This is a genomic window from Streptomyces sp. NBC_01471, assembly GCF_041438865.1.
Taxonomy (GTDB): Bacteria; Actinomycetota; Actinomycetes; order Streptomycetales; family Streptomycetaceae; genus Streptomyces.
The window spans coordinates 356,658-378,020 of the sequence record NZ_CP109451.1 but is presented as its reverse complement, the minus strand read 5'-3'; the positions used below and the strand labels follow the sequence as shown (position 1 = coordinate 378,020).

Annotated in this window: 21 protein-coding genes and 3 pseudogenes; 8 read left to right on the top strand and 16 right to left on the bottom strand. The window is 69.8% G+C overall.

What is annotated here, in order from left to right; translation table 11 throughout:
- Positions 1-54: 54 nt before the first annotated feature.
- On the bottom strand, positions 55-828 hold the full coding sequence (locus tag OG285_RS37605; protein ID WP_331760362.1) for a polysaccharide deacetylase family protein: 774 nt from the start codon (positions 826-828) through the stop codon (positions 55-57).
- 589 nt (positions 829-1,417) lie between these two features.
- Here OG285_RS37605 and OG285_RS37600 point away from each other — a divergent pair.
- The gene (locus OG285_RS37600) at positions 1,418-2,443 is read left to right on the top strand and encodes an NlpC/P60 family protein (RefSeq protein WP_331760361.1); all 1,026 of its coding nucleotides are present in this window, start codon (positions 1,418-1,420) and stop codon (positions 2,441-2,443) included.
- Between the two features lie 392 nt (positions 2,444-2,835).
- Here the strand turns inward: OG285_RS37600 and OG285_RS37595 are convergent, their stop codons facing one another.
- Positions 2,836-2,970 (bottom strand): hypothetical protein, encoded by a 135-nt coding sequence (locus OG285_RS37595; RefSeq protein WP_331760360.1) that lies wholly within the window; start codon positions 2,968-2,970, stop codon positions 2,836-2,838.
- Between the two features lie 225 nt (positions 2,971-3,195).
- Between OG285_RS37595 and OG285_RS37590 the strand changes: the two genes are divergently transcribed.
- Positions 3,196-3,678 (top strand): DUF6314 family protein, encoded by a 483-nt coding sequence (locus OG285_RS37590; protein WP_331760359.1) that lies wholly within the window; start codon positions 3,196-3,198, stop codon positions 3,676-3,678.
- Positions 3,679-3,855: 177 nt separating this feature from the next.
- Here the strand turns inward: OG285_RS37590 and OG285_RS37585 are convergent, their stop codons facing one another.
- Entirely contained in the window at positions 3,856-4,425 is a 570-nt protein-coding gene (locus OG285_RS37585; protein ID WP_331760358.1) for a TetR/AcrR family transcriptional regulator, read from the bottom strand.
- Positions 4,426-4,527: 102 nt separating this feature from the next.
- On the opposite strand from OG285_RS37585, the gene OG285_RS37580 reads away from it, so the two are divergent.
- Entirely contained in the window at positions 4,528-5,439 is a 912-nt protein-coding gene (locus tag OG285_RS37580) for a chlorophyllase (RefSeq protein WP_331760357.1), read from the top strand.
- Positions 5,440-5,501: 62 nt separating this feature from the next.
- Here OG285_RS37580 and OG285_RS37575 read toward each other — a convergent pair whose 3' ends face one another.
- The 4 genes and pseudogenes from OG285_RS37575 to OG285_RS37560 form a co-directional block, all read right to left on the bottom strand.
- On the bottom strand, positions 5,502-6,329 hold the full coding sequence (locus tag OG285_RS37575; protein WP_371793752.1) for a phosphotransferase: 828 nt from the start codon (positions 6,327-6,329) through the stop codon (positions 5,502-5,504).
- A gap of 114 nt (positions 6,330-6,443) precedes the next feature.
- Positions 6,444-6,675 (bottom strand): annotated as a pseudogene (locus tag OG285_RS37570) (TetR family transcriptional regulator); the annotation flags it as partial.
- A 271-nt stretch (positions 6,676-6,946) separates the two neighbouring features.
- Positions 6,947-7,522: a GNAT family N-acetyltransferase gene (locus tag OG285_RS37565; RefSeq protein WP_331760355.1), complete on the bottom strand. Its 576-nt coding sequence runs from the start codon at positions 7,520-7,522 to the stop codon at positions 6,947-6,949.
- A gap of 273 nt (positions 7,523-7,795) precedes the next feature.
- Positions 7,796-8,011 (bottom strand): annotated as a pseudogene (locus tag OG285_RS37560) (aldo/keto reductase); the annotation flags it as partial.
- Positions 8,012-8,230: 219 nt separating this feature from the next.
- Between OG285_RS37560 and OG285_RS37555 the strand changes: the two are divergent.
- Complete coding sequence (locus OG285_RS37555) at positions 8,231-9,466, top strand: epoxide hydrolase (protein ID WP_331760354.1); 1,236 nt, start codon at positions 8,231-8,233, stop codon at positions 9,464-9,466.
- Between the two features lie 208 nt (positions 9,467-9,674).
- Here the strand turns inward: OG285_RS37555 and OG285_RS37550 are convergent, their stop codons facing one another.
- The 3 genes from OG285_RS37550 to OG285_RS37540 all read right to left on the bottom strand — a co-directional run bounded on the left by OG285_RS37550 (position 9,675) and on the right by OG285_RS37540 (position 12,248).
- Positions 9,675-10,679 carry an NAD-dependent epimerase/dehydratase family protein gene (locus tag OG285_RS37550; protein WP_331760569.1) on the bottom strand — a complete coding sequence of 335 codons (1,005 nt, stop codon included), beginning with the start codon at positions 10,677-10,679 and terminating at the stop codon, positions 9,675-9,677.
- 202 nt (positions 10,680-10,881) lie between these two features.
- Complete coding sequence (locus OG285_RS37545; RefSeq protein WP_331760353.1) at positions 10,882-11,406, bottom strand: ATP-binding protein; 525 nt, start codon at positions 11,404-11,406, stop codon at positions 10,882-10,884.
- 269 nt (positions 11,407-11,675) lie between these two features.
- A complete protein-coding gene (locus OG285_RS37540) occupies positions 11,676-12,248 on the bottom strand; it encodes a TetR/AcrR family transcriptional regulator (RefSeq protein WP_331760352.1) in 573 nt (190 codons plus the stop codon).
- 63 nt (positions 12,249-12,311) lie between these two features.
- Here OG285_RS37540 and OG285_RS37535 point away from each other — a divergent pair, with 63 nt between their 5' ends.
- Positions 12,312-13,313 (top strand): SDR family NAD(P)-dependent oxidoreductase, encoded by a 1,002-nt coding sequence (locus tag OG285_RS37535; protein ID WP_331760351.1) that lies wholly within the window; start codon positions 12,312-12,314, stop codon positions 13,311-13,313.
- Between the two features lie 15 nt (positions 13,314-13,328).
- Here the strand turns inward: OG285_RS37535 and OG285_RS37530 are convergent.
- Both OG285_RS37530 and OG285_RS37525 read right to left on the bottom strand, forming a co-directional pair.
- Positions 13,329-13,403: pseudogene (locus OG285_RS37530) on the bottom strand (oxidoreductase); the annotation flags it as partial.
- A gap of 22 nt (positions 13,404-13,425) precedes the next feature.
- A complete protein-coding gene (locus OG285_RS37525; protein ID WP_331760350.1) occupies positions 13,426-14,949 on the bottom strand; it encodes a dienelactone hydrolase family protein in 1,524 nt (507 codons plus the stop codon).
- 110 nt (positions 14,950-15,059) lie between these two features.
- Here OG285_RS37525 and OG285_RS37520 point away from each other — a divergent pair, with 110 nt between their 5' ends.
- From OG285_RS37520 to OG285_RS37510, 3 genes are all read left to right on the top strand, one after another.
- On the top strand, positions 15,060-15,971 hold the full coding sequence (locus OG285_RS37520; RefSeq protein WP_331760567.1) for a MerR family transcriptional regulator: 912 nt from the start codon (positions 15,060-15,062) through the stop codon (positions 15,969-15,971).
- Positions 15,972-16,214: 243 nt separating this feature from the next.
- On the top strand, positions 16,215-16,574 hold the full coding sequence (gene rplL, locus OG285_RS37515) for a 50S ribosomal protein L7/L12 (protein WP_371793751.1): 360 nt from the start codon (positions 16,215-16,217) through the stop codon (positions 16,572-16,574).
- A gap of 157 nt (positions 16,575-16,731) precedes the next feature.
- Complete coding sequence (locus OG285_RS37510) at positions 16,732-17,496, top strand: class I SAM-dependent methyltransferase (protein WP_371793733.1); 765 nt, start codon at positions 16,732-16,734, stop codon at positions 17,494-17,496.
- Positions 17,497-18,317: 821 nt separating this feature from the next.
- Here OG285_RS37510 and pip read toward each other — a convergent pair.
- The 4 genes from pip to OG285_RS37490 are packed head-to-tail and all read right to left on the bottom strand — an operon-like array spanning position 18,318 to position 21,178.
- Entirely contained in the window at positions 18,318-19,277 is a 960-nt protein-coding gene (pip, locus tag OG285_RS37505; protein ID WP_331760347.1) for a prolyl aminopeptidase, read from the bottom strand.
- Between the two features lie 11 nt (positions 19,278-19,288).
- On the bottom strand, positions 19,289-20,326 hold the full coding sequence (locus tag OG285_RS37500; protein ID WP_331760346.1) for a Fic family protein: 1,038 nt from the start codon (positions 20,324-20,326) through the stop codon (positions 19,289-19,291).
- On the bottom strand, positions 20,323-20,994 hold the full coding sequence (locus OG285_RS37495) for a hypothetical protein (RefSeq protein WP_331760345.1): 672 nt from the start codon (positions 20,992-20,994) through the stop codon (positions 20,323-20,325). Before OG285_RS37495 ends, OG285_RS37500 begins: the two co-directional genes overlap by 4 nt.
- Entirely contained in the window at positions 20,987-21,178 is a 192-nt protein-coding gene (locus tag OG285_RS37490) for a hypothetical protein (protein WP_371793732.1), read from the bottom strand. The genes OG285_RS37495 and OG285_RS37490 overlap by 8 nt, the downstream gene beginning before the upstream one ends.
- Positions 21,179-21,363 lie beyond the last annotated feature (185 nt).

Below are 21,363 nucleotides of genomic sequence, written 5' to 3'. Positions count from 1 at the left end.
CGGTCCGGCGGGCGCCCGGCAGCCGTCTTGGGGCTGGTGCACACGGACCGGGGCTCAGCGCACCGGGAAGCCGAAGGAGTACCCCTGTTCCTTGAGCCGGGGGAGGACGCGGCGCAGGGCCTCGACGGTCTGGGTACGGTCACCGCCCGCGTCGTGGAAGAGGAGCGTCGGTCCGTTGGGCAGTTCTTTCTCGACGGTGGCGACGATGGCGTCCGTACCGGGACGCTCGAAGTCCTTGCTGTCCACGTTCCAGCCCAGCGGGCGCATGCCCCGGGACGAGGCGAGCTTGCGGCTGTATGGGGTGAAGGCCCCGCCGGGCGCCCGGTAGTACATCGGCCGTACACCCCCGGATGCCTTGGTGATCATGCGTTCGGCGTCGAGTATCTGCTGGGACTGGTACGTCTGGGAAGCCTTGTCCATGGCGGTGTTGTGCGACACCGTGTGGTCGCACAGCCGGTGCCCGGCCGCGACCACCTTCTTCACGAGGTCCGGGTGGGCCTGCGCCTGCGGTCCGATCATGCAGAACGTGGCCTTCACCCCGTACTCCCGCAGCAGGTCGAGCACCTGAGGGGTCCACGTGGGGTCGGGGCCGTCGTCGATGGTGATGTTGACGCCGTGCGCCCCCGCATCCGAGGAGTGCGCGATGGTCGCTGCGACCGGCTTGACGTCGCTGCCCGGCATGGCCGGCGCGGTCGCCCGCGGTGACGAGCCGCCCGCGGAGTCGGCCTGCGCGGTCCACACCGAGGCGCCGGCGGCGAGCAGCGTCACCCCGAGCCCCGCCCCGAGCACCTTGCCGTACCAACCCCGCCCGCCGCCGTGCCGTGCCATGTCCGCCCCTTGCTTCGCAGTCCCTCGCCGATCGCGGTCACCTTGCGACCACATGGCAGGACGAGGTGTGGGGGCCGAAGGATGCGTCTGTTACCGATCACGCACAATTCCGGGGGAGTTCGCGGACAAACCCTCCGCGAGCACCGCCCGGAAGCGGGCCGGCCGGGTACCGCCGAAGCGGGCCAGGGTCACCAAGGGGCCAGGGTCACCAAGGGGTCAGGGGGGGACAAAGGGACCAGGCTCCCGCACAGCTGGGTCGCTGCCCCACGCGCACGGCATGCCGTGGTGACTGGATGACTGTGTCCGCGCGGAGCGACGACCTCTCCGGGTTACGCAACCGGCCGTCAAGTTGCCGCTACACGCTGTGTGTTGTGAGTAAAAGAAGTACGTCGTGTGTCGAGTTTCTCCCGGTGAAGATTGTAATGGTTACGAGATGGTCACTAGGGTTGGGCCTCGAACCTTCGCTCGATTGATCACCCAACCGGGGTGGCGGCGAAGGCGCCGCCGAGTCCGTGATGTGCGCGGAGCCGGGGATTCACTTCCCCCCACAGCCCGGTAGGCGGCTCTGAGGAAGAAGGAGCTCGCCTTCGTGGCGTCCCACCGTCGTCCCAAGCAGCCGAGCCGTGCCCGTGTGACCGTGCTCACCGCGACCGCCGCTGCCGCCGTGGCCCTGACCTCCCAGGCGGCCCAGGCCGATCCCAAGCCGACCAGGAGCGAGGTGAAGGCGAAGGTCGACAAGCTCTACGACGAGGCAGAGGTGGCCACCGAGCAGTACAACGGGGCCAAGGAGCAGCAGGACAAGCTGGAGAAGCAGACCGACGCGCTGCAGGACAGGGTGGCCCGTGGTCAGCAGGAGCTCAACACGCTCCGCGCCGGCCTCGGCTCGATCGCCGCATCGCAGTACCGCGACGGAGGGATCGACCCCTCGGTGCAGCTCTTCCTCGCCTCGGACCCGGACAGCTTCCTCGACCGGGCCTCCGCGCTCGATCAGCTGACGGCCAGGCAGGCCGAGTCGCTGGCGAAGATCCAGAAGAAGCAGCGGTCCCTCGCGCAGGAACGCACGGAGGCCCAGGGCAAACTGCACGACCTCGCGGACGTCCGCAAGACGCTCGGTGAGAGGAAGAAGAAGCAGCAGGGCAAGCTCGCGGAGGCACGGAAGGTGCTGAACACGCTGACCGTCGCCGAGCGCGCGAAGATGCGCGACGACGACGTGCGCGCCAGCCGCGACGCCGGTGACCGCGTCGAACTCGGCCACGAGGCCCCGGCATCGGCCCTCGGCGCCGCCGCCCTCCAGGCCGCCGCCACCCGGATAGGCAAGCCGTACGTCCGCAGCGCCACCGGACCCGACTCCTTCGACTGCTCGGGTCTGACCCAGTGGGCCTACGCCCAGGCCGGTGCCCACATCACCCGCACCACGTTCACCCAGATCAACGAGGGCACCCGCATCGCACGCAGCCAGCTGAAGCCGGGCGACCTGGTCTTCTTCAACAACACCCAGCACGTGGGGCTCTACGCGGGCAACAACACCGTGCTGCACGCCCCGTACCCGGGCGCCTACGTCCGCTACGAGTCGATGAACACCATCGGCGGCTTCCAGGCCGCGGTGCGCATCTGATCACGCCCTGGCGGGTGACGGCTGACGATTGACGCGCCCACGGGCCGGGTACTTCGGGTACTCGGCCCGATCGGCGGGAGTTCGCGCGTGACTCCTTGAAGGGGGCGTTCGAGGGCACCGGGCGCGTACGGGTGAAGCTCCGGCGGAGCTCGCACGGCTGCTCCATGTCAATATGGGGCTGGCTCTGCTCGGACGCCGCCTCGTACATCACCGGGATCGCGCTGTCGGTGGACGGCGGACGACGGGCGTAGGGGGGCGTCTCAGGGAGCGGTCCGAACAGGCCGAGCCCGCCCGCCGAGCCGGCCATTGGCGTTGTGGCCCCAACGGAGTGGATCTGGCTGCTGCTGCCGGTGGCCAGGGCCAGTTTGTCCTCGGTCGCGCCTCCGCTGCGGTCAGAGGAAAATTCGCCGGACGAAGGCGAGGAGCGTCACCAGAACCGGTTGCAGCGAAGCCAGGTTCGGGGGTGCCGCGTAGGCGGACGCGGCTGACGTGGTGGTCAGGATGACGGCGCAGGTTCCCAGGGTCACGGCTACACGCTTGATCTGTCGCATGGTCGACCAAACGAACACGAATACGCACAGTTCGCCGCCCAAGTGGTGAATCACCGGAATGGCTCGCCCAACTCCCTCGAAGGGAGCAGGGAGCAGGGGAGAGCTCCGTCCCGGGCCCGGGTCTGCGGCGGCTCGACACCGGGGCCCAGTGCCGCGCATTAGCATCGCGGGGACGGGCCGGCAGGGCGGAGGGACGCGACGGTGGTACGACAGGACACGACGGCGGTCGAGGGCGCCTTCCCGCCCGGCGGGCTTCACTGCGTGGCGGACACTCTCGGCTATCTTGCCGGACGCTGGCGGGTCGAGCGGACCGTGTACGACCTGTCCCAGGACCGGTACGGCACGTTCCGCGGTACGGCCGACTTCGCTCGCGGGGAGCCCGGCGCCGGACTGCGTCACGTCGAACAGGGCGAGTTCACCTGGGGCGGGGTGACCCGGCCCGCCTCCCGTGAGCACCTCTTCGAGCCGGCCGGGGACGGGGCGGCGTTCGTACGGTTCGCCGACGGCCGCCCTTTCCACCCCCTGGACCTGCGTGACGGACGCTGCGTTGCCGACCATCCGTGCGCCGAGGACGTCTATCGCGGCGAGTTCAGTGTGCTCGCCGCGGACCGCTGGCAGGTGGTGTGGACGGTACGCGGCCCGGCGAAGGATCTGCGGCTGGTGACCCTGCACCACCGGATCTGAGACCACCGGTCTGAGACCACCGGAGCGGCCGGGAGGGCGGCCGTCCTCCGGAACACCACCCGCCCTCCCGGCTGCCATGCGGGCGGTTCTGGTCGAACAGGCCCCCTGGCCGGCTGATCGCGGCGGCGCCATCGATGGTGCGTGTGGCAGGCGGTGGGGGTGGGCCGGGAGCTGTCGCTATGCCTGGTGACGACATCCCGCCAGGAGGACGGCCACCATGTGCTTGGCGTCGGCCTGGTCGTAGTCGGGACCGGTGATGCAGAGGTTCCCGATGGCGCGCATGAGCGTGTAGGCGGTGACGCCGGGGCTGAGTTCGTCGGCGGCGGCGCAGGCGTCGAGCAGCGTCGCGCAGGCCGGGACCAGGGTGTCGAGCATGAGGACGTGGAGATTCCCCAGCCCTGGATCCTCGGATCCCAGAGCGGCACCGAGACCGTGCTTGGTCACCAGGAACTCCACGAACGCGTCCACCCAGCGGGTCAGCGCGGTGAACGCGGAGTCCGATTCCTCCAGGAGCTGGGGCGCGAGTGCGGCGCAGGTGTCGATCTGGTGGCGGTAGACAGCGGTGACGAGGTCCGCCCGGGTCGGGAAGTTTCGGTAGATCGTGCCGACTCCGACCCCGGCGCGTTCGGCGATGTCGCGGATGGGGGCTTGGACGCCCTGGTCCACGAAGACCGCCGCTGCGGCCGCCAGCACGCCGCTGCGGGTGCGCTGTGCCTGTGCCTGGCGTACTCCGACCGCTTCCGGCACGAGGCCCTCCTTTGCTCGCGGAACCATGTTCCGCTAAGTTGGCGGAACGGCGCTCCGCCAAAGTATGGCAGAGCGATCCCATGGAGAAAGTGCAGGTCCCCCATGTCTTCCAGCCATCTCGGCCAGCGGATCGTCGCGGTCAAGCCCCTCACCGTTCCCGCCCCCGACCGCAGCGCCGCCCTACAGGTGAAGGTCACCGCGCCCCTGGCGGGCCACAACCTGCCCGTCATCGTGTTCTCCCACGGCAACGCATGGTCCCTGGACGGATACGAACCTCTCGTCGACCGGTGGGCCGCAGCCGGATTCGTCGTCGTGCAGCCCACCCATCTGGACTCCCGCCGCAACGGCCTCGGGTGGGACGACCCGCGCTTCGCCACCATCTGGCGCGTCCGGATCGCCGACCTCCACGCGGTCCTCGACGGCCTCGACGACATCCTCGTCCAGGCCGGTGGCCTGGAGACCCGCGTCGACCGTGAGCGCATCGCGATCGTCGGCCACTCCTGGGGCGCCCAGACCACCGGCGCGCTCCTCGGCGCGCGCGTGCTCGACGCCGACGGCATCCCCGGAGAGGACTTCTCCCACTCCGCGGTCTCGGCCGGCGCACTGATCGCCGCGACCGGAACCGGCGACACCCTCACTCCGTTCGCCCTCGAACATCTTCCGTTCATGAGGCCGGACTACTCCACCATGACCACCCCGGCCCTGATCATCGCGGGCGGCAAGGACCAGTCCCAGCTCTCCACCCGGGGGCCGGAGTGGTTCACCGACGCCTACCACCTCAGCCCGTCCCCGAAGAGCCTGCTCACCATCGCCGAAGGCGAACACACCCTCGGCGGTCTCGCCGGCGAGATGGTCGCCGAGACCACCGACGAGGACCCCGCCCGCGTGAACCTCGTCGCCGACGCGGTCTCCGCCTACCTCCTCGACGCCTTCGAGCTGAGTGGCACCGCGTGGACGGACCTCAGCGCTGAGGCCGCCGCCAACGACGGCACGTGGAGCCTTTCCAGCAAGTGAACTCAGTCGGCCCACGCTGAGTACTTTCACCTCACGCCCCACCGGGGCAGGTGTTCCGGAGCTCACTGGTAGGCGCGTCGTTCGGCCAGGTCGAGCCAGTGCTCGACATCGGCCGGAGCGAAATGCCGGATGGCCCAGTCGACCATGCGCAGGCTCATGTGGGCCCAGGCGATTCGGAGGAAATCGCCGGGCAGGGCGTCGAGGACGTCATCAAGCCGTTGGGCGACACCCGGTTCACACGTCTTCGCGTGGATGCCGAAGCGCAAGGTGACCAGGTCGAACCGGCGATCACCGCGACCGGCGCCATCCCAGTCGACGATGCCCGTGATCGCACCGCCGACGGCCAGCATATTGCCCGGATGAAAGTCGTAGTGCACTGCGTCGTATCCGGCGAGCTGGTCAGGGTTGTTCTCCCCGACCGCGGTGATCCAGCGTTCGAGGGCGGCGCTGCGACGGTTGTGCCGGCGCAGAGGTTCGTGCAGGCAGTAGCCGGAGCCGTCCTTGCTCAGGTGCAGGCCGACCGGAGGAATGTCCAGGCGGTCGGTGAGCCGACCGGTCTGCGACTGGTTGAGTTCGAGGGCCTGCTCCAGACCACGGTGGTCCAGATCGTCGATCTTCGCGCCCGGCAGGAGCTCTTGCACAACGACCACCGCATGGTCGATCTGGACCGCCAACTCGGTGGCGGGCGCCGGGTATTGCGCGGACCGGAGGATGTCGGCCACGCTGAGCGGTCCTGCTTGTATGTCGGCGAGCGTGTTGTGCGGCCGCCACTTCAGAACCGACCGGCGGCCGTCGGCCCACCGCACGTAGGCGGCACCCACCTGCCCACCAGGACATGGGCCCTGGACCGTGAGACGAACCCCCGTCCGCACATACAAGGCTTCAGCCATCCGCTCGGCATCGAGCCGGTCGGCCCTCGGCCACTTCTCCGGAGAAGAATTCACTGTCCGAGTGTCCCTGCCCGAGTCGACGCGTTGTCTCTGCCCGTGCCCGAGCAAACACCATCACGTTGATCGATTCTTGCTCGTCGTGTTCGTCAGAATCGCGCTCGCGACACCATCGAAGAGGCGTTCGGCGCGTGGCGCGAGCGACGGTTGATCGCCGAGCCAGGCAAGCGGCGCTATCAGCGCAAACAGATCGGTGCCATCGAGGTCGCTGCGCGCTGTGCCCGCGGCCTGGGCGCGGGTGAGGAGCCGCGCACCCGCCGCGCGCAGGGTTGACGCACGAAGCCCCGTTCTTCACCCCGGTCAGCTTCACCTTCGCAGCCACCAGCCGCGACAGGCCGCACCGCTCGGCCAGCCGCATCACTGGGACCAGCCCGCCATACGCGATCAGATTCGGCTCATCGAACGCGGCGGACACCGCTGAAGCGGCAGGGGAAGATCGCATCTCGCGGGGTGTCCTCTTGCTCTGCGGACGTGGAACCGCAGGAAGTCCCATCGTCCCAGTTCAGAGGACATCCGCGTCTCCCTCTCCGAGCGTTGGACCGGCTACCGGCGCCAGCGGATCAGTTGAGGAAGAGGCTCATGTACAGTGCCGTCTCCCCCTCGGACTCGGTACCGAGGTAGAGGGAGGTGTCCAGACCGCAGAAGGTGAACCCCATCCGCTGATAGGCGCGGATCGCCGGAGCGTTGATGTTCGTCACTTCCAGCCACACGTGTCCGGCACTGCATTCCCGGGCCCAGCCGATGGCGTAACTCATGAGTGTCCGCCCGATTCCCCGGCCCTGGTAGGGCCCAGCCACCTCGATATCGGCAATGATCAGCCGCCGGTTCCAGGGCTCATACTCCGTATCGACATAGCCGCATACGAGTTCACCATCCAGCGCGACAAACCGCCGCTTGCCCTCCGACGTCTCATCGGCGGCCTCGGGCCCGTCGTCGGGGAAGACCTTGTGGATCGGCGGGTCCAGCCGGATGGGCCGAAAGGTGAACCCGCCCTCGAAACCGACCACTTCGAAGACGGCATCCGAGCTGAACTCGCCCGTGATGACGGCGGACTTGTCTCTCTCGCTCTCCGCCACGCGGTAGGTGATTTCCTCCGCCGCCTCACGTTCGGCTGAGCTACGGTCAGGTGAGGTCATTTCCTCACGATACCGGTCTGGTACACCACGGTGCTCAGCCCAACCCGCCAGCAGGACCACCGGCAACAGACCCGCGTCCGCAGTCGGATTCGCTCCGTCGAACCAGACAGACACCGCCGAAGCAGCATGGATGTCTTCACCCACGAGATGCCTCGCCGAGCGCGCGTGGCGAAGGCTTCGGCAAGGCCATCACCACAGGTCACGAGGTATCTCTTACGTCCCGACACCCATCTCCCAGGCATCACGTCGGTGGGTCGAGGCTCAGGCCCTGTCCGGCCGATCTGCGTGGGCCTCTGAGAGGCGATGGGGGCGAACGGTGGACAGGCCCAGCTGACGGACGAGTCCGGCCACGCGCAGTTCGGCGACTGCGCCGAAGCGTTCGGCGATCGAGTCGGTCCCGACGCCGCGAAGGTTCACTACGTCGAGATGGTCGCGGCCGGGCCGGCGCATGTTCTCCTCGACCTGGCCGCGTAGTTGCTCCGGGGAGGGCGACGGCGACTGAGGGGGGAGCGGATCTCCCCGGCGGGCTTCACGGCGGCTTCAAGGCGGCCTCCGGCCCGGGGCGGCTGGTAGCGCGGGGGGAGATCTTCTCCGAGAAGATGGAACGCCGTCCCGGGCCGGATGGGGAAACGCCTCGAATGGCCCGGCTCACCGCCCGCCCGACAGGCCGACGACATCGCTCCCTCCTACCCAATAAGGACCCACGCCATGACCACCCCTCACGCCTTCCCCCTGGAGCCCACCCCGATCCACGTGTCCGACAAACTCCTCGATGACCTGCGCGCCCGTCTCACATCGACCCGTCCGCCGCTGGACGAAGCGAACGGGGACTGGTCCTACGGCGTCCCGGACAGTTATCTCCGTGAGCTGGTCGCCTACTGGCGGGACGGCTACGACTGGCGCACGGCCGAGGCCGCCATCAATGTCTACGAGCACTACCGGACGAGCGTCGACGGTGTCCCGGTGCACTTCATGCGGAAGCCCGGCCGGGGCCCTCGCCCGATCCCGCTGATCCTCACCCACGGCTGGCCGTGGACGTTCTGGCACTGGTCGAAGGTGATCGACCCGCTCGCCGACCCGGCCGCGTTCGGCGGTGATCCGGCCGACGCGTTCGACGTCATCGTGCCGTCCCTGCCCGGCTTCGGTTTCCCCGGCCCGCTCACCGGCTTTTCGGACGTCAACTTCTGGAAGGTCTCCGACCTCTGGCACACCCTGATGACCGAGACCCTGGGATACGAGAAGTACGCCGCCGGGGGCTGTGACATCGGCGGGATCGTCTCCAGCCAGCTCGGCCACAAGTACGCCGACGAGCTGTACGGCATCCACATCGGCTCCGGGCTGCCGCTCGACTTCTTCACCGGCCCCCGCGCCTGGGACTTCGCCCGGAACCGGCCCCTCACCGACGACCAGCCCGCCGACGTCCGTGCCCGCATCATCGAGCTGGACCACCGCTCGGCGTCCCACCTCGCCGTGCACATGCTCGACGGCGCCACCCTGGCCCACGGGCTGAGCGACTCACCCGCCGGACTGCTCGCCTGGCTGCTGGAGCGCTGGAACGCCTGGAGTGACAACGGCGGCGACGTCGAGTCCGTCTTCACCAAGGACGACCTGCTCACCCACGCCACGATCTACTGGGTGAACAATTCCATCGCCACGTCGATGCGTTACTACGCCAACGCCAACCGCTACCCCTGGGCCCCCGCCCACGACCGCACCCCGGTCGTGCAGGCCCCGGTCGGCCTCACCTTCGTCACGTACGAGAACCCGCCCGGCATCCGGACCGCCGACGAGCGCGTCCGGGCGTTCACGGCCGGCCCGCAGGCCGATTGGTTCAACCACGTCAATGTCAGCGCCCACGACCACGGCGGCCACTTCATCCCCTGGGAGAACCCCGACGCCTGGGTGAGCGACCTGCGCCGCACCTTCCGCGCCCGCAGGCCCTGAACGACCCCGCGGGCGCGTCCGGCAACGGGCCTGGCGAAAGCTGCCCGGCGGGAACGTACCTCGGCCGCCCGGCCCGCACCGCCCGCCAGTTCGTCGGCCATGCCGTCTGCCTGAGCCGGCCTCCCTGCGGGACCGCTCGCCGCCACCTCCCGGGAGCAGCTGTGGCTGGATCCATCAGCCGGCCACCGAGCGCTGTACGGGGGCGCAACTACCCCCGTACAGCACCCTGCCCCATGCTCTTCAGCAGTTCCCGCTCGCGCCGGCCGCTGAGGCCGGCCCGGCGGGGCCGGTCCAGGCCCTGTTCCCGCTCCCAGCGCAGGGTGTCCGCCAGCAGCTCCGCCCGGGGCCGGTGCCGCAGGCCGGCAGCGCTGGCCGCAGACCCGTTGCGGGCGCTGAAGCCGGCCCAGTCCGGGTCGGCCGTCCACAGGGCGAGCGACTCCGGGCCCATGAACTGACCCACCTCCTGTCCGAGCAGCCAGTCGCAGTCTGCCTCCACCACTGGCCCGGTGTGCCCGCCGACCTGCCGCGACAGTGCGACCCACTCCCCGAAGGGCACGACCGGGCCGACGGCGTTGTACGTTCCGGCCGTCCCCTTCTCCGCACACGCGACCAGCCACGCCGCGAGGTCCCGCACGTCAACGGCCTGCGTCGCGATCCCGGGGGAGGCCGGCACCAGCAGCGGCGTCAGCGGCTCGCGCGCCGAGCGGCCGACCCAGTACCCGGTGCGGCCGCTGTGGTCACCGGGGCCACCGATCAGTCCGGCCCGCGCGATGAGGAGCCGGTCGCCCACTGCGGCTTCGGCGGCCTCCTCACAGGCCACCTTGGCCTCTCCGTACTCCTCGCGACCGACCTCGTCCCGCTCGGTCGCGGGGAGCAGTTCGGCCGACTCGTCCGCGTCCGGCTGCGCATGCGTGGCGTACGCGCTGGTCGAGGACACGTAGGACCAGTGGGCCGTTCGCTCACCGAGGACCGCCAGGGCCTCGCGGACGAACGCCGGCTGCCACGACACTTCGAGCACGGCGTCCCAGTCGCGGCCCGCCAGGCTCTCGTACGCCGACGGGTCGCGTCTGTCCGCGGCGACCAAGGCCGCGCCCTCTGCCACTTCGCCGCTCTCACCACGGGCCAGGCAGGTCACGCGATGCCCGCGTTCCAGTGCCTGCCGCGAAATCTCGCGGCCCACCCACGCTGTCCCACCCAGTACCAGGATCTCCATCAGCAGACTCAAACACGGACTGTGGCTCCGCACACCCCTGCTTCGCCGAGGGCAGAGCGAATCCGCGACGAGCCACGGGAACGGCCTGCCCGGCCAGTGGCCGCAACCCGGACTTCTGGGCCGGCTGAGATGCCCGGCTGACCGCCACGTGAAGCGCGTGCTCAGTCACGACAGGCGAGGCGTGACGCCGGCAGCTCGTCTTTCAACTCTTGACGGCTTCCGCGATCTGCAGGGCGGCCTGGGCAGGTGTGAGGTGTGTGGTGTCGACGACCTCGGCCTCGGCGTGCAGCCATGTGCGCGCCGCCTCGGCGTAGGGCTCAAGGTACTGGAGACGGAACGGGGAGTCGGGGCCGAGGACCGTGTCGCCCGCGATGCGTCCGCGGAGGGTGTCCTGGTCGGCATGGAGGACGAAGTGCCGGACCGGAATGCCATGGTGGGCGAGGCCCGTGCTGATCTCGCGCCAGTACTGCTCGACCAGGACGGTCATGGGCATCACCAGAGTGCCGCCGGTGTAGTCGAGTACGTGCCGGGCGGTCTCGACCACGAGCGGCCGCCACGGCGGCCAGTGCTGGAAGTTGCCCGTCCAGGGCAGCGCCGGCGTGATGTCCATGAGTGTCTCGCCGACCTTCTCGGCGTCGAACACCCGTGAATCCGGGATCAGCTGCTGCACGAGCGCACCGGTCGTCGTCTTGCCGGCGCCATGGGTACCGTTGAGCCATACGATCATGAGACTGGACGCTAGCGTTGTTCGGGCAGCGGGAAAAGGCACAGGGAAGCGACCGCGTTCCGTGCCGTCGCGATCACCTTCGGATCCGAGCGCACCGAACGGTAGTTGTTGCTTCCGGACATGTGCCCCTGAGCGCCGTCCCACACAGCCCTCTCGGGGCTTTTCCGTGGCCGTCGTGGCCATCTGCCACGGCCTGGACCTGGCTGGACCTGGCTCGAACTGGCTCGATCTGGTGGAGCAATCGCGCTGCGGACGACAGCCGGGTCTGCTCAGCGCGCCAAGAGATCAATGGCGACCTTCAGTCGTTCGAGGAAGAACTCCCGTGACGGCGCCTGATGCTTGAGGCCGATCGATGCGCTGATCATCGTCCGCGCGACGGCAAGCGCCGCCTCCCGCCCCGACTCCACGGCGATCGCATCAGTGATCAGCTCCTCGAAACGCCGTGGCGCGGTCTCGACGATCTCGCCGAGAAGACCGGGGTTGGCTTCGATGACCTCCGTGACATTGCGTGTCAATGGGCCGGTGTAGCGGCCCGCCCATTGGTCGAACGCTTCGACGAGACGCTCTGGCAGGGGGCGTCCGGTGTCGGCCAGGACGTGTTCGACCGTTGCGATGTCGTGTTCCAGGACCTGCGTGACCGCGGCACGGAACAGGACCTCTTTCGAGGAGAAGAGGAAGTAGAGCCCCGGCCTGGAGATGTGCGCCGCCTGCGCCACCTCCTCCATCGAGGTCTTCCTGTAACCGAATCGCGCGAACGTGGTCAGGGCGGCGTCCAGAACCGTGGCCCGCCGACTGGTGTCGACGACCGTCGGGGCCGGGCGGCCGACATCGGGACTACTCATGGACCGAGCATACGAGGAGTATTCGGACTATACAAATAGAGTCTGGTGTGTATAGTCCGGGCCATGGCTGAGTCTGTGCTCATCTCCACGCCCTTCACCGCCGCCAGTACCGCAGCCGACGTGCTGCGAGACCTCGATCTGACCGGCGTCCGCGCGATCGTGACGGGGGGTTCCTCCGGAATCGGGACCGAGACCGCTCGGGCGTTGACCGCTGCCGGTGCAGAAGTCACCCTCGCCGTACGGAACATGGCTGCGGGCGACACGGTCGCTGAGGCAATCGGGACGTCCACCGGAAGAGCGCGGCCCCAGGTCGCCCGGCTTGACCTCGCGGACAGGACGACCGTCGCGCGATTCGTCACCGCGTGGCGTGGCCCGCTGCACCTACTGATCAACAACGCAGGGGTTGTCACCGGTGGCCTCGAACGAACCGGTGAGGGCTGGGAGTTGCAATTCGCAACAAACCATCTCGGCCATTTCGCCCTCGCCACCGGCCTGCACGGCGCCCTGGCCCGGGGAGCGTCCGACCGCGACGGCGCTCGGATCGTCTCGGTGAGTTCGACGGCGCACATGCGTTCAGGCATCGACTTCGACGACCTTCACTTCGAGCACCGCAGCTACGACCCGCAGGTCGCCTACGCTCAGTCGAAGACAGCGAATTCCCTGTTCGCGGTCGAGGCCACCCGCCTGTGGGCACCGGATGGGATCGTTGCCAACGCCGTGAACCCCGGTGGCGTCGCCACAGGTCTCCAACGGAATTTCACCTCACGGCAGAGGCAGTCGCTCGACGCGGCCGAGGCCGCCGGCGTCTTCACGTACAAGACGGTTGAGCAGGGGGCCGCGACCAGCATCGTCGCGGCCGTCTCCCCGGCCTTCGCCCACTCCGGCGGCCACTACCTCGATGACACACAAGAGGCATACACCGTGCCGAGCGACGCCGACCTCGCGCAGCACCCCCACGGTGTCAAGGAATGGGCGCTCGATCCCGCCACCGCCGAGCGCCTCTGGGCAGTCTCGACCGAGCTGCTGTGCGCCCGGGTCCCGCAGTCTCGCACCGGGCGGCTGTAGTCAGCGGCGGTCGGTGGTGTCGGCGAGTTCGGACTCGGTCACGCCCGGAGAGACGAGGGTGACCCGGATGTCCCCGGCGGATTCCGTCCTGGCGGGCATGAACACGGACGCGTCAGGCTTCGAGGTGGGTGAGGACGGAGCGCACCGCGTCGTGCACGGCCTGACGGTTCTCCTCGGTGGGGTCCGTCGTCTCGAAGCCGTGCAGGCCCTCCGGTACGTCGATCACCTCGATGTCCCGTCCGTGGGCCGCCGCGGCGGTGAGGAACTCCTCAACGGTCGCCGCGATCTCGACGCGCTCCCGCCCCACCCGGGTCAGCACGATCGGCAGCGCACCGGCGGTGCGCAGCGCGGCCGCGGGCCTGAAGCGGGTGTCGGTCAGGCCCCAGTTCGCCAGCGGGGCGAGGACCGGGTACGAAGCGGCCACGCAGCGCAGCCACGGCGGGGGCGCCGCGATCCAGTCCGCCGAGATCAGCCCGCCGGCGGAGAAGAACCAGAGCGCGACGCGGTCCGGGTCGACGCGCGGGTCGGCGCGGACCCGTTCGACTGCCGCAGCGACGTCCTCGGCGGCCCGCTCGAAGTCGCCGACGTCGTGCAGCCGGTGGTCCACCGTCACGCCGACGGCGCCCAGGCTCGCCACGTACCGGCCGTAGCCGATGAAGGCCGGCCAGTCGCGCGGAGTCGGCGCCACGCCGGCGGGCACGGGACCGCCGTGCACGAACACCACCGCGGGGCGGGGGCCGTCCGCTTCGGGCAGGTGGAGGTCGACGTGTCCTGTGCGTTCGCGCGGCTGCTCCGGCACGTCGAGGAGGAACGGCCGCAGATGCGTCGGCCGCTCGCCCGCCGCGGGGTCCAGCCGGTATCCGCCCCCCGCAGCGGCCTTGAGCAGGACGGTGGCGAGCTCGTCCGGGGCGGAGAGCATCGGCCAGTGCCCGGTGTCGAGTTCGAAGAAGGTCACGCGGCGGTCGACGAGCCTCTGGAACCGGGGGTCGCCGAGCCCCACGAAGGCCTCGACCGTGGCGATGCTCGACCCGTTCCCGGTGCACAGGACCCCGGTCGTCGCCAGCTCGGCTGTCCCGCCGGTCAGCCGGAGTGGCTGCCTGAGGGTGCCCCTGGGGTGCGGGGCGGCCAGGCGCGTCAGCCGGGCCAGCGCGTCGTCGGGGATGCCGGCGGTGCTGCCCCAGCGCTGCCAGTCGTCGGGTGCCGGGACGGGGACCCGCCAGTCGGCGCCGGCTGCGTCCGCCCCGGCTGGGGCCGACCCGCCGAGGAGCAGTTCGCGGAGCTTCGGGTCGGGGACGAGACTGAGGGCAGGCTCGCCGTCCTGCGGGATGCCGGTGTCCAGGTGGACGATCCGGCCGATCCGGTCCGGGCGCCGGTCGGCCGCGCCGAGCACGGGGTGGATGCCGTAGTCGTGGCCGACGATCACCACGTCCTGCGTGTCCACGTGGTCGATCAGCTCGACCAGGTCCTGGATGTGCGTCTCCAGGTCCGTCCCGGGGCCTGCCAGGTGGCGGCGGTCGCCCAGGCCGGTGAGCGTCGCCGGATGGACCTCGGCCCCCGACTCCCGCATCCGGTCAGCGAGTTGCTGCCAGACCCAGCCGCCGGTGTACGTGCCCGATACCAGGATGAATGCCGCCACGAACCTCTCCTCACGCTCTCTCGGTGCGCGGGCCGCCGTACGGCCGTCCGCGCTCGCCGGTACCGTAAGAACTCCCCCTGAGGGAGGTTCAAGCCTTGTCGCCGGACGGCATGTGGAGCATCGGAGAGCTCGCCGAGCACGCCGGCGTCTCCGTCAAGACCGTCCGCTTCTACTCGGACCGTGGTCTGCTGCCCGAGACCGCGCGCAGCTCCGGGGGACATCGCCGGTACGGCCCCGAGGCGCGCGACCGGCTGCATCTGATCCGCTCCTTGCGGACCCTGGACCTGCCGGTGCCGGACGTGGGGCGGGTCCTCGACGAGGAGGACGCCCTGGAGGACGTCATCGAGGGGCAGTTGCGGGCGCTCGGTTCGCAACTCGCCGCCCTGCGCTGGCGCGAGGCGGCCCTGCGCGTCCTGCGGGACTGCACCGCGGAGGAGCGTGCCGAGCGGCTGCGGCTCGTCGGGGCCGTGACCGCCCCGCCCAGCACGGAAGCGCTGGCGCGGTTCTGGCGGCGCTGGCTGCCGCCGCGGCTTCCCGCCCGGCTGGTGTCGTCGTTCCTCGAACAGACGGTGCCGCAGCCTCCTGAGGACCCGGACCCTGCCCAGGTGCTGGCCTTCGCCCGGCTGCATGCCTTCGTCTCGCGGCCCTGCGTCGGCAACGAGCGTGGCCAGCCCGCAGTGCACCGGCCCGACGAGGGCTACCGTCCGGCAGTGCTCTACGACGGGCTCGCGGAGGCGTACGCTCTGGCCGCCCCGGCCCTGCGGGCGGGGCGGCCGCCGGACACGGGCGACGCGCTCGACTGCTTCGTCGCCGCGTACGCCCGCTCGCGCGGGGCGCGCGACACGGCCGCCTTCCGGCATCGGCTCGTCGGCATGCTCGCGGCGGACCCCCGTATCGACCACTACTGGCAGCTCGTCGCCGAACTGGCCGGCCCCGCCTACCCCACGCCGGGCGCGGCTCACGACTGGCTGCTGGCCGCGCTGGACGGCGACATCGCGGGCTCCCCAGCTCGCCGGACCTGACCGCCCCTCAGGTGCCCGGCTCACCGGCAGGCGCCTGCCGGTGAACCGGACACCCGGAGGACGGCCTCTGCGACGCCGGCAGCGCACATCTCAATCAGCAGCCAGGGCGCCCAAGAGAGCCGGGCGGCCACTCCTTCGAAGCCACTGAAGGCAAGAACCCATCAGCCACACCCGGCCCTCCCGGGCCGCCTAACAACTTACGGAGCACCCATGACTGCTGGATTGCTCGACGCGCGCAGACGGATGCCGGCAGCGGCCGTGGTGCTGTCGGCAGTGTCGGTGACGCTGTCCCTGTCGACGCCTGTCAGCGCGGCGGCGCAAGGTGGGGTCACAGCGCTCTCGGCACCGCGAGCAGCCCACGCCGGGTCCGAGTCCGAGTCCGAGTGTGATGTGGTCCTGATCGCGGCCGGCCACAACAAGGTCGCGGCGATCAGGGCAGTTCGCAGGGTGACCGGCTTGGGCCTCAAGGAGGCGAAGGACCTGGTGGAGTCCGCCCCCGCGGCCCTGAAGGAAGGTATCTCGTCGGCTGACGCGGGAGAAACGAAGAAGGTGCTCGAAGCTGCGGGGGCCACCGTGGAGACCAGATGCTCGGCCACTGCGTAGACGCAGGCGACCTGGTTCGCGCTCAGTGCGACCGGCGCGAGGGCCCGGTTCGACCTCGCGTGGTTCGGCCTCGATCGTCCGTACCCCGATTTCCTCCAGGGATGTTCTCATCAGGTCAAGCTCCACGCGGTTGCCGCCTGCCCGAACCTTGGTGGAGATGCTTGGCATGAGCGAATTTGACACGCTGGGCGACACCTATGAGCGTTCCGCGGTGGAGCTCCCTTTTCGGGAACACGTTGAGCGCCATTCCGTACGCCAGGCCGTCGGCGATGTGACCGGGCTGACCGTGCTCGATATGGGGTGCGGCTCGGGCATCTACACCCGAAGGCTTGCCACCTGGGGCGCAAGGCACGTCACCGGCATCGACGTTTCCGAGGGCATGCTCGCCACCGGGCACGAACGCGAACACGCGCAGCAGGCAGGAGTGACCTACCTCCGCCGGGACGCAACCCGCCCCGGCCCCGCGGGCGATCCGCTCCTCGACGGCACATGCGACGTGGTGGTCTCGGTGTACGCCCTGTGCTACGCCGTCACCGAGCAGGAACTGACCGGTTTCCTCACCACCGCTCGGCGAGCACTCAAACCCGGCGGCCGGCTCGTGGCCATGACCCTCAATCCGGACTACGGCCGCGGAGTTCGCTACTACGCCGGTTACGGGTTCTCACTCACCCAGCACGAGGAAGGAGAAGGCGCACCGGTCACGCTGGCCGCCACGCTGCCCGGCGGGCTGCCGATGAGTGTCACAGCCCGATGGTGGTCGCACCGTGCCTACGAAAAGGCGGCCTCAGCCGCAGGTTTCGCCCGCTCGTCATGGGCTGTGCCCACCGTGTCGGAGACAGGGGCGAGCCAGTACGGGAGCGCATACTGGACCGCCTACCTCAACGCCCCACAAGCGGTCATCCTGAATGCGACCGTCGGCTGACACCTCACGAGCGCAGGGCACCGCCGGCCGATGCAAGCCGGTTCTCAACACCGGGCTGACGGCGGTCGCCCGCCCGGCGGTCCTCTCGCCGCCGAAACCGGCCGGCGCCTCTACCTGGCCGTGTGAAGGCCGGTGACACCCTGAAGGACGTCGAAGCTGACGGTGGCGGAGAAGAGTTGCTGGCCGACGGCCAGTGGCGTGTGCGTGAACTCCTTTGCCAGGGCGTCCGCGGCGGCGGGGCCAGGTTCACCGGAGTGTTCTGCGCGCTGAGCTTGGTCAGGGAGAGTTCGACTCCCTGAGCGGACTGGGGGAGCGTGTGGATCCTCTTACCGAGGTGCTCTGCGGTGACGACGCCGGCCCGGTCCAGCTTGAGACGGATCTCCAGAGCGGTGAACTCGGCCCGGTGCGTCCCACGCCGGAAAGCGAATCCGCCCCTGGCCGCCCCGCTGAGCCCCGTCAGATCAGTGTTGATCTGACCGCTGTCCAGGGTGGCCTTCATGCACCTGTGGCCGTTCTCGGTGATGAGTGTGGCGGGCGCGATCGCTTCGAACCTGACCCCTGCCGTGCTGAGGGCCCTGGTGGAGGCATCGGTCAGGCAGTACGCGGGCGAGCCGGGTGTCCGTGCTGCCCGGAAGGCGGGGCTGGGCCTGCGCGTCCGTGGCCCCGGAGGCCGGTGTGGCGGGGCGAGATGACCAAACAGCGCGACGCGGGGCGGTCGACCAAGGACCTCTGAAGGATCTCGATCCACAGGAAGGACGATCCTTCCGCCCGGCCCCCGGCCCTGTCCCGGCCCCCGCCCCGGCCCCGGTACGTTGAGGTGTTCAGCGGTTCTTGAACTCCTCGATGGCGTCCCGGACCACCTCGCCCGCCGCGTCACTGCCGGCGTGCCCGGCGTCCTCAATGATGTGCAGCCGCGCGCCCGGCCATGCCTTCGCCAGCTCCCACGCCGTCTGGACCGGGCAGCCCATGTCGTGCCGGCCCTGCACGATCACCCCGGGGATCCCGGCCAGTTTGTGCGCGTTCCGGATCAGCTGGTCCTCCTCCAGCCATGCGCCGTTGCTGAAGATGTGGGCGCAGATCCGTACGAACGCGATCTGCGCGTCGACCTCGCGGTCGCTGTACATGCCGGGCACGCCGTTGGGCTCGCCGGTGATGACCGCGTCCTCCCAGGCGAGCCAGTCGGCGGCGGCCTTCTCGCGGATCGCACGGTCGGGGTTCTCCATCAGCCGTGCGTAGGCCACGAGCAGGTCGCCGTCCCGCTCGTCCTTGGGAACGCCGTCGCGGAACCGGTCCCACGCCTCGGGGCGGAACCGCCCGGCGCCCCGGTAGAGCCAGTCGATCTCGGAGCGGCGGGTCGTCATCACCGCCTGGATGACGATCTCGCTGACCCGCTCGGGATACTGCTCCGCGTAGGCCAGGACGAGCGTCGGGCCCCAGGAGGCGCCGTTGAGCAGCCACTTCTCTATGCCGAGGTGTTCGCGCAGCCGCTCGATGTCGCCGATCAGGTGCCGCGTTGTGTTGAGGCTCATGTCGGCGGCCGGGACGCTCGCGTGCGGGGTGCTGCGGCCGCAGTTGCGCTGGTCGTAGCGGATGATCCGGTAGGCCTCGGGGTCCCAGGACCTGGTCGGCCGCCGCATGGCGCCGCCGCCCGGGCCGCCGTGGACCATCAGGGCGGGCTTGCCTTCGGGGTTGCCGAGCTGCTCGTAGTAGACGCGGTTGCCGTCTCCGGTGTCGAGGAACCCTGAATCAAAGGGACTTGTCGGGGGATAGAAATCGACCATGACCGACGATCCTAGGAGCAGAGCACGGTCGGCTGCCCATGGAACGCTGCCCGTGGAACGCGGACGGCCCGCGCCGCGGGGCCGACACCACCCTCGACCTCCTCTGCCCGGCCGGCTCCCCAGCCACCTGAGTGCTCTGCGACCACGACGTCATCCGCCACGTCACCCGCGACGGCCGGGATCAGACGTCCCTCGGCGACGCCAAGCGCCAGAACGGGCAGTCGGCAGTCCTCGACCGGGGCGTCCTGGGCCCTGTCTGACGAATGATCTCTGCGAAGCTCCGGTGTCCGAGGCCGAAGGAGGAGGCATGGGGATTGAGCTGGAACTGTCCTCTGGGCGACCAGCGCGAAAGAGGTCGTCCCGGGGCGGCCCTTAGCCATACCTGATCGTTGCTCTTGTGGTTGGCCCGGGGACGAGCGGCGCCGGGCCGCAGTGAGCAGGATTCCGAGGAGCAGCGCCAGATCGGCCGCGCCATCGGCGTCGTCGGCCCAGCGGGTGGTCTGCAGCGAGTGCGCCTGGTCGAGGGAGACACCGTCACGGGCCAGGACGAAGGCCAGTGCCAGCATGGCTGCGCGGGCGTTGCCGTCTTCGAACGGATGGAAGAACAGGACGTCGAGGTACGTCCGGGCAGCGCGTGAAGGCAGGGGGAGGTCGGACTGAGCGCTCTCGGACAAGCACTCTTCGAACCGCCCGGGTGTGTCGGGCTCAAGGCCGTAGCGCTCTCGTCCTCCCTTCGCGAAGGCGGGCATCGTGCGGAAGCCGACGGGGTCGCGACGCAGTACGGTTCGCTGCCAGCCCGCCATGAGGGCGAGCGTCAGCTGTCTGCCCTGGTTCGCGTCGGCGAGAGACTGGTCAAGGGCTGTCAGAACCCGCACGGCCCCTTCGGGGTCGCGGCCTCCGCGTGTCGCGTGGAGGAAGTCCCGGACGCCGTCGAGCACCGGCGGTCCCGCAGCGGGGCGGCCGCCGCTCCAGCGCGGCCAGGAGATCTCCGTACGGATGCGCAGCCAGTCGGCAAGGGCATCCCTCCGACCTCCCGACGGGGAAGTCATTCCTGTCCTCTCACAGTGTGGGCGAATCGTGAACTCGCCGAGTCGACCACCGCGGCGTCCGGTGCGATCCAACTGCCGAAGAGGCCACCGACCGCGCTCTCCACGATCTCCCGCGCTCGCTCCTGGTCGACACCGCTACAGGTGAGGAACCAGGCGAGGACCTGCATGCAGTGCCCGTACCAGCCACTCTCCGCCCGGGTCCGGTCGGCCACCACGGTGACCAGCCGCGTGCAGGCCCGCTCCCAGTGCCAGGGATCCACCGAGGAGACCGCAGAGTGGCTCGGCGGTGCGAGGGCGGCGAAGCGCTGTGCGAGTTCCTCCAGCCAGCCACGCCATTCGAGCAGGGCCGTGACGACCAGCGAGGAGGTCTCGTCCGCCGTCGTCACGGAATCGGCAGCACAGCACCACACGCCGACGACCCCGCCATCGGTGTCCCCCTCACCCACCGACCAGTTCCACCCGCAGGCCCACCGGCCGTACCGCTCCATCAGGCACTCGGTGACCGGATCAAGCGAATGCGGGCGGTTCTCCTCATCGGCGTCTGCCCCGGGCAGCAGGGGCGCCACACACGCGGCCAAGGCCTCTGCCTCGTCCTCGTCAAGTTCGAACGGATGCCGCAACGGATCCACTTCTGCCCAGGTCAGGGTATGCGCCCACAGCTCAGTCACCCTCCCACTCTGCCGTGTGCAGCCGCTCGGCTGTGAGGAGGAGGGGGGCGCCGGTGCGGACCTTGTCCTCCCAGGCCGAGCCGTCCTCGGTCCAGCCGTATCGGTCCAGCCGGTGTCGTACCGGTTGGGCTGCGACGTCTCGGGTACCGGCGAAGGCACGGACCCCGGATCGGCTGTCTGCCACGAGGGCTGGACAATAGCGATCCGAGGTCGGCCGGGGGATGTGCCGGACGGCTCCCACGGCCTGACTCCGCCCGCCGGGAACAGCAGGTCCGGTCGGCACGGTTGCATCGACCGGGGGACCGGCGCCGCACGGGCGGGAATCACGGAGACCACAAGGCCGTCCGCCCCACCAGAACCCGGGCCCCA

Excerpts from the sequence above, each read along its gene's own strand:
- OG285_RS37550 (WP_331760569.1), bottom strand. The coding sequence starts at position 10,679 with ATGGAGATCCTGGTACTGGGTGGGACAGCGTGGGTGGGCCGCGAGATT.
- OG285_RS37540 (WP_331760352.1), bottom strand. The coding sequence starts at position 12,248 with ATGAGTAGTCCCGATGTCGGCCGCCCGGCCCCGACGGTCGTCGACACC.
- OG285_RS37565 (WP_331760355.1), bottom strand. The coding sequence starts at position 7,522 with ATGACCTCACCTGACCGTAGCTCAGCCGAACGTGAGGCGGCGGAGGAA.
- OG285_RS37580 (WP_331760357.1), top strand. The coding sequence starts at position 4,528 with ATGTCTTCCAGCCATCTCGGCCAGCGGATCGTCGCGGTCAAGCCCCTC.
- OG285_RS37555 (WP_331760354.1), top strand. The coding sequence starts at position 8,231 with ATGACCACCCCTCACGCCTTCCCCCTGGAGCCCACCCCGATCCACGTG.
- rplL (WP_371793751.1), top strand. The coding sequence starts at position 16,215 with ATGCCGGCAGCGGCCGTGGTGCTGTCGGCAGTGTCGGTGACGCTGTCC.
- OG285_RS37575 (WP_371793752.1), bottom strand. The coding sequence starts at position 6,329 with ATGGCTGAAGCCTTGTATGTGCGGACGGGGGTTCGTCTCACGGTCCAG.
- OG285_RS37545 (WP_331760353.1), bottom strand. The coding sequence starts at position 11,406 with ATGATCGTATGGCTCAACGGTACCCATGGCGCCGGCAAGACGACGACC.
- OG285_RS37520 (WP_331760567.1), top strand. The coding sequence starts at position 15,060 with ATGTGGAGCATCGGAGAGCTCGCCGAGCACGCCGGCGTCTCCGTCAAG.
- pip (WP_331760347.1), bottom strand. The coding sequence starts at position 19,277 with ATGGTCGATTTCTATCCCCCGACAAGTCCCTTTGATTCAGGGTTCCTC.
- OG285_RS37605 (WP_331760362.1), bottom strand. The coding sequence starts at position 828 with ATGGCACGGCACGGCGGCGGGCGGGGTTGGTACGGCAAGGTGCTCGGG.
- OG285_RS37510 (WP_371793733.1), top strand. The coding sequence starts at position 16,732 with ATGCTTGGCATGAGCGAATTTGACACGCTGGGCGACACCTATGAGCGT.
- OG285_RS37500 (WP_331760346.1), bottom strand. The coding sequence starts at position 20,326 with ATGACTTCCCCGTCGGGAGGTCGGAGGGATGCCCTTGCCGACTGGCTG.
- OG285_RS37535 (WP_331760351.1), top strand. The coding sequence starts at position 12,312 with ATGGCTGAGTCTGTGCTCATCTCCACGCCCTTCACCGCCGCCAGTACC.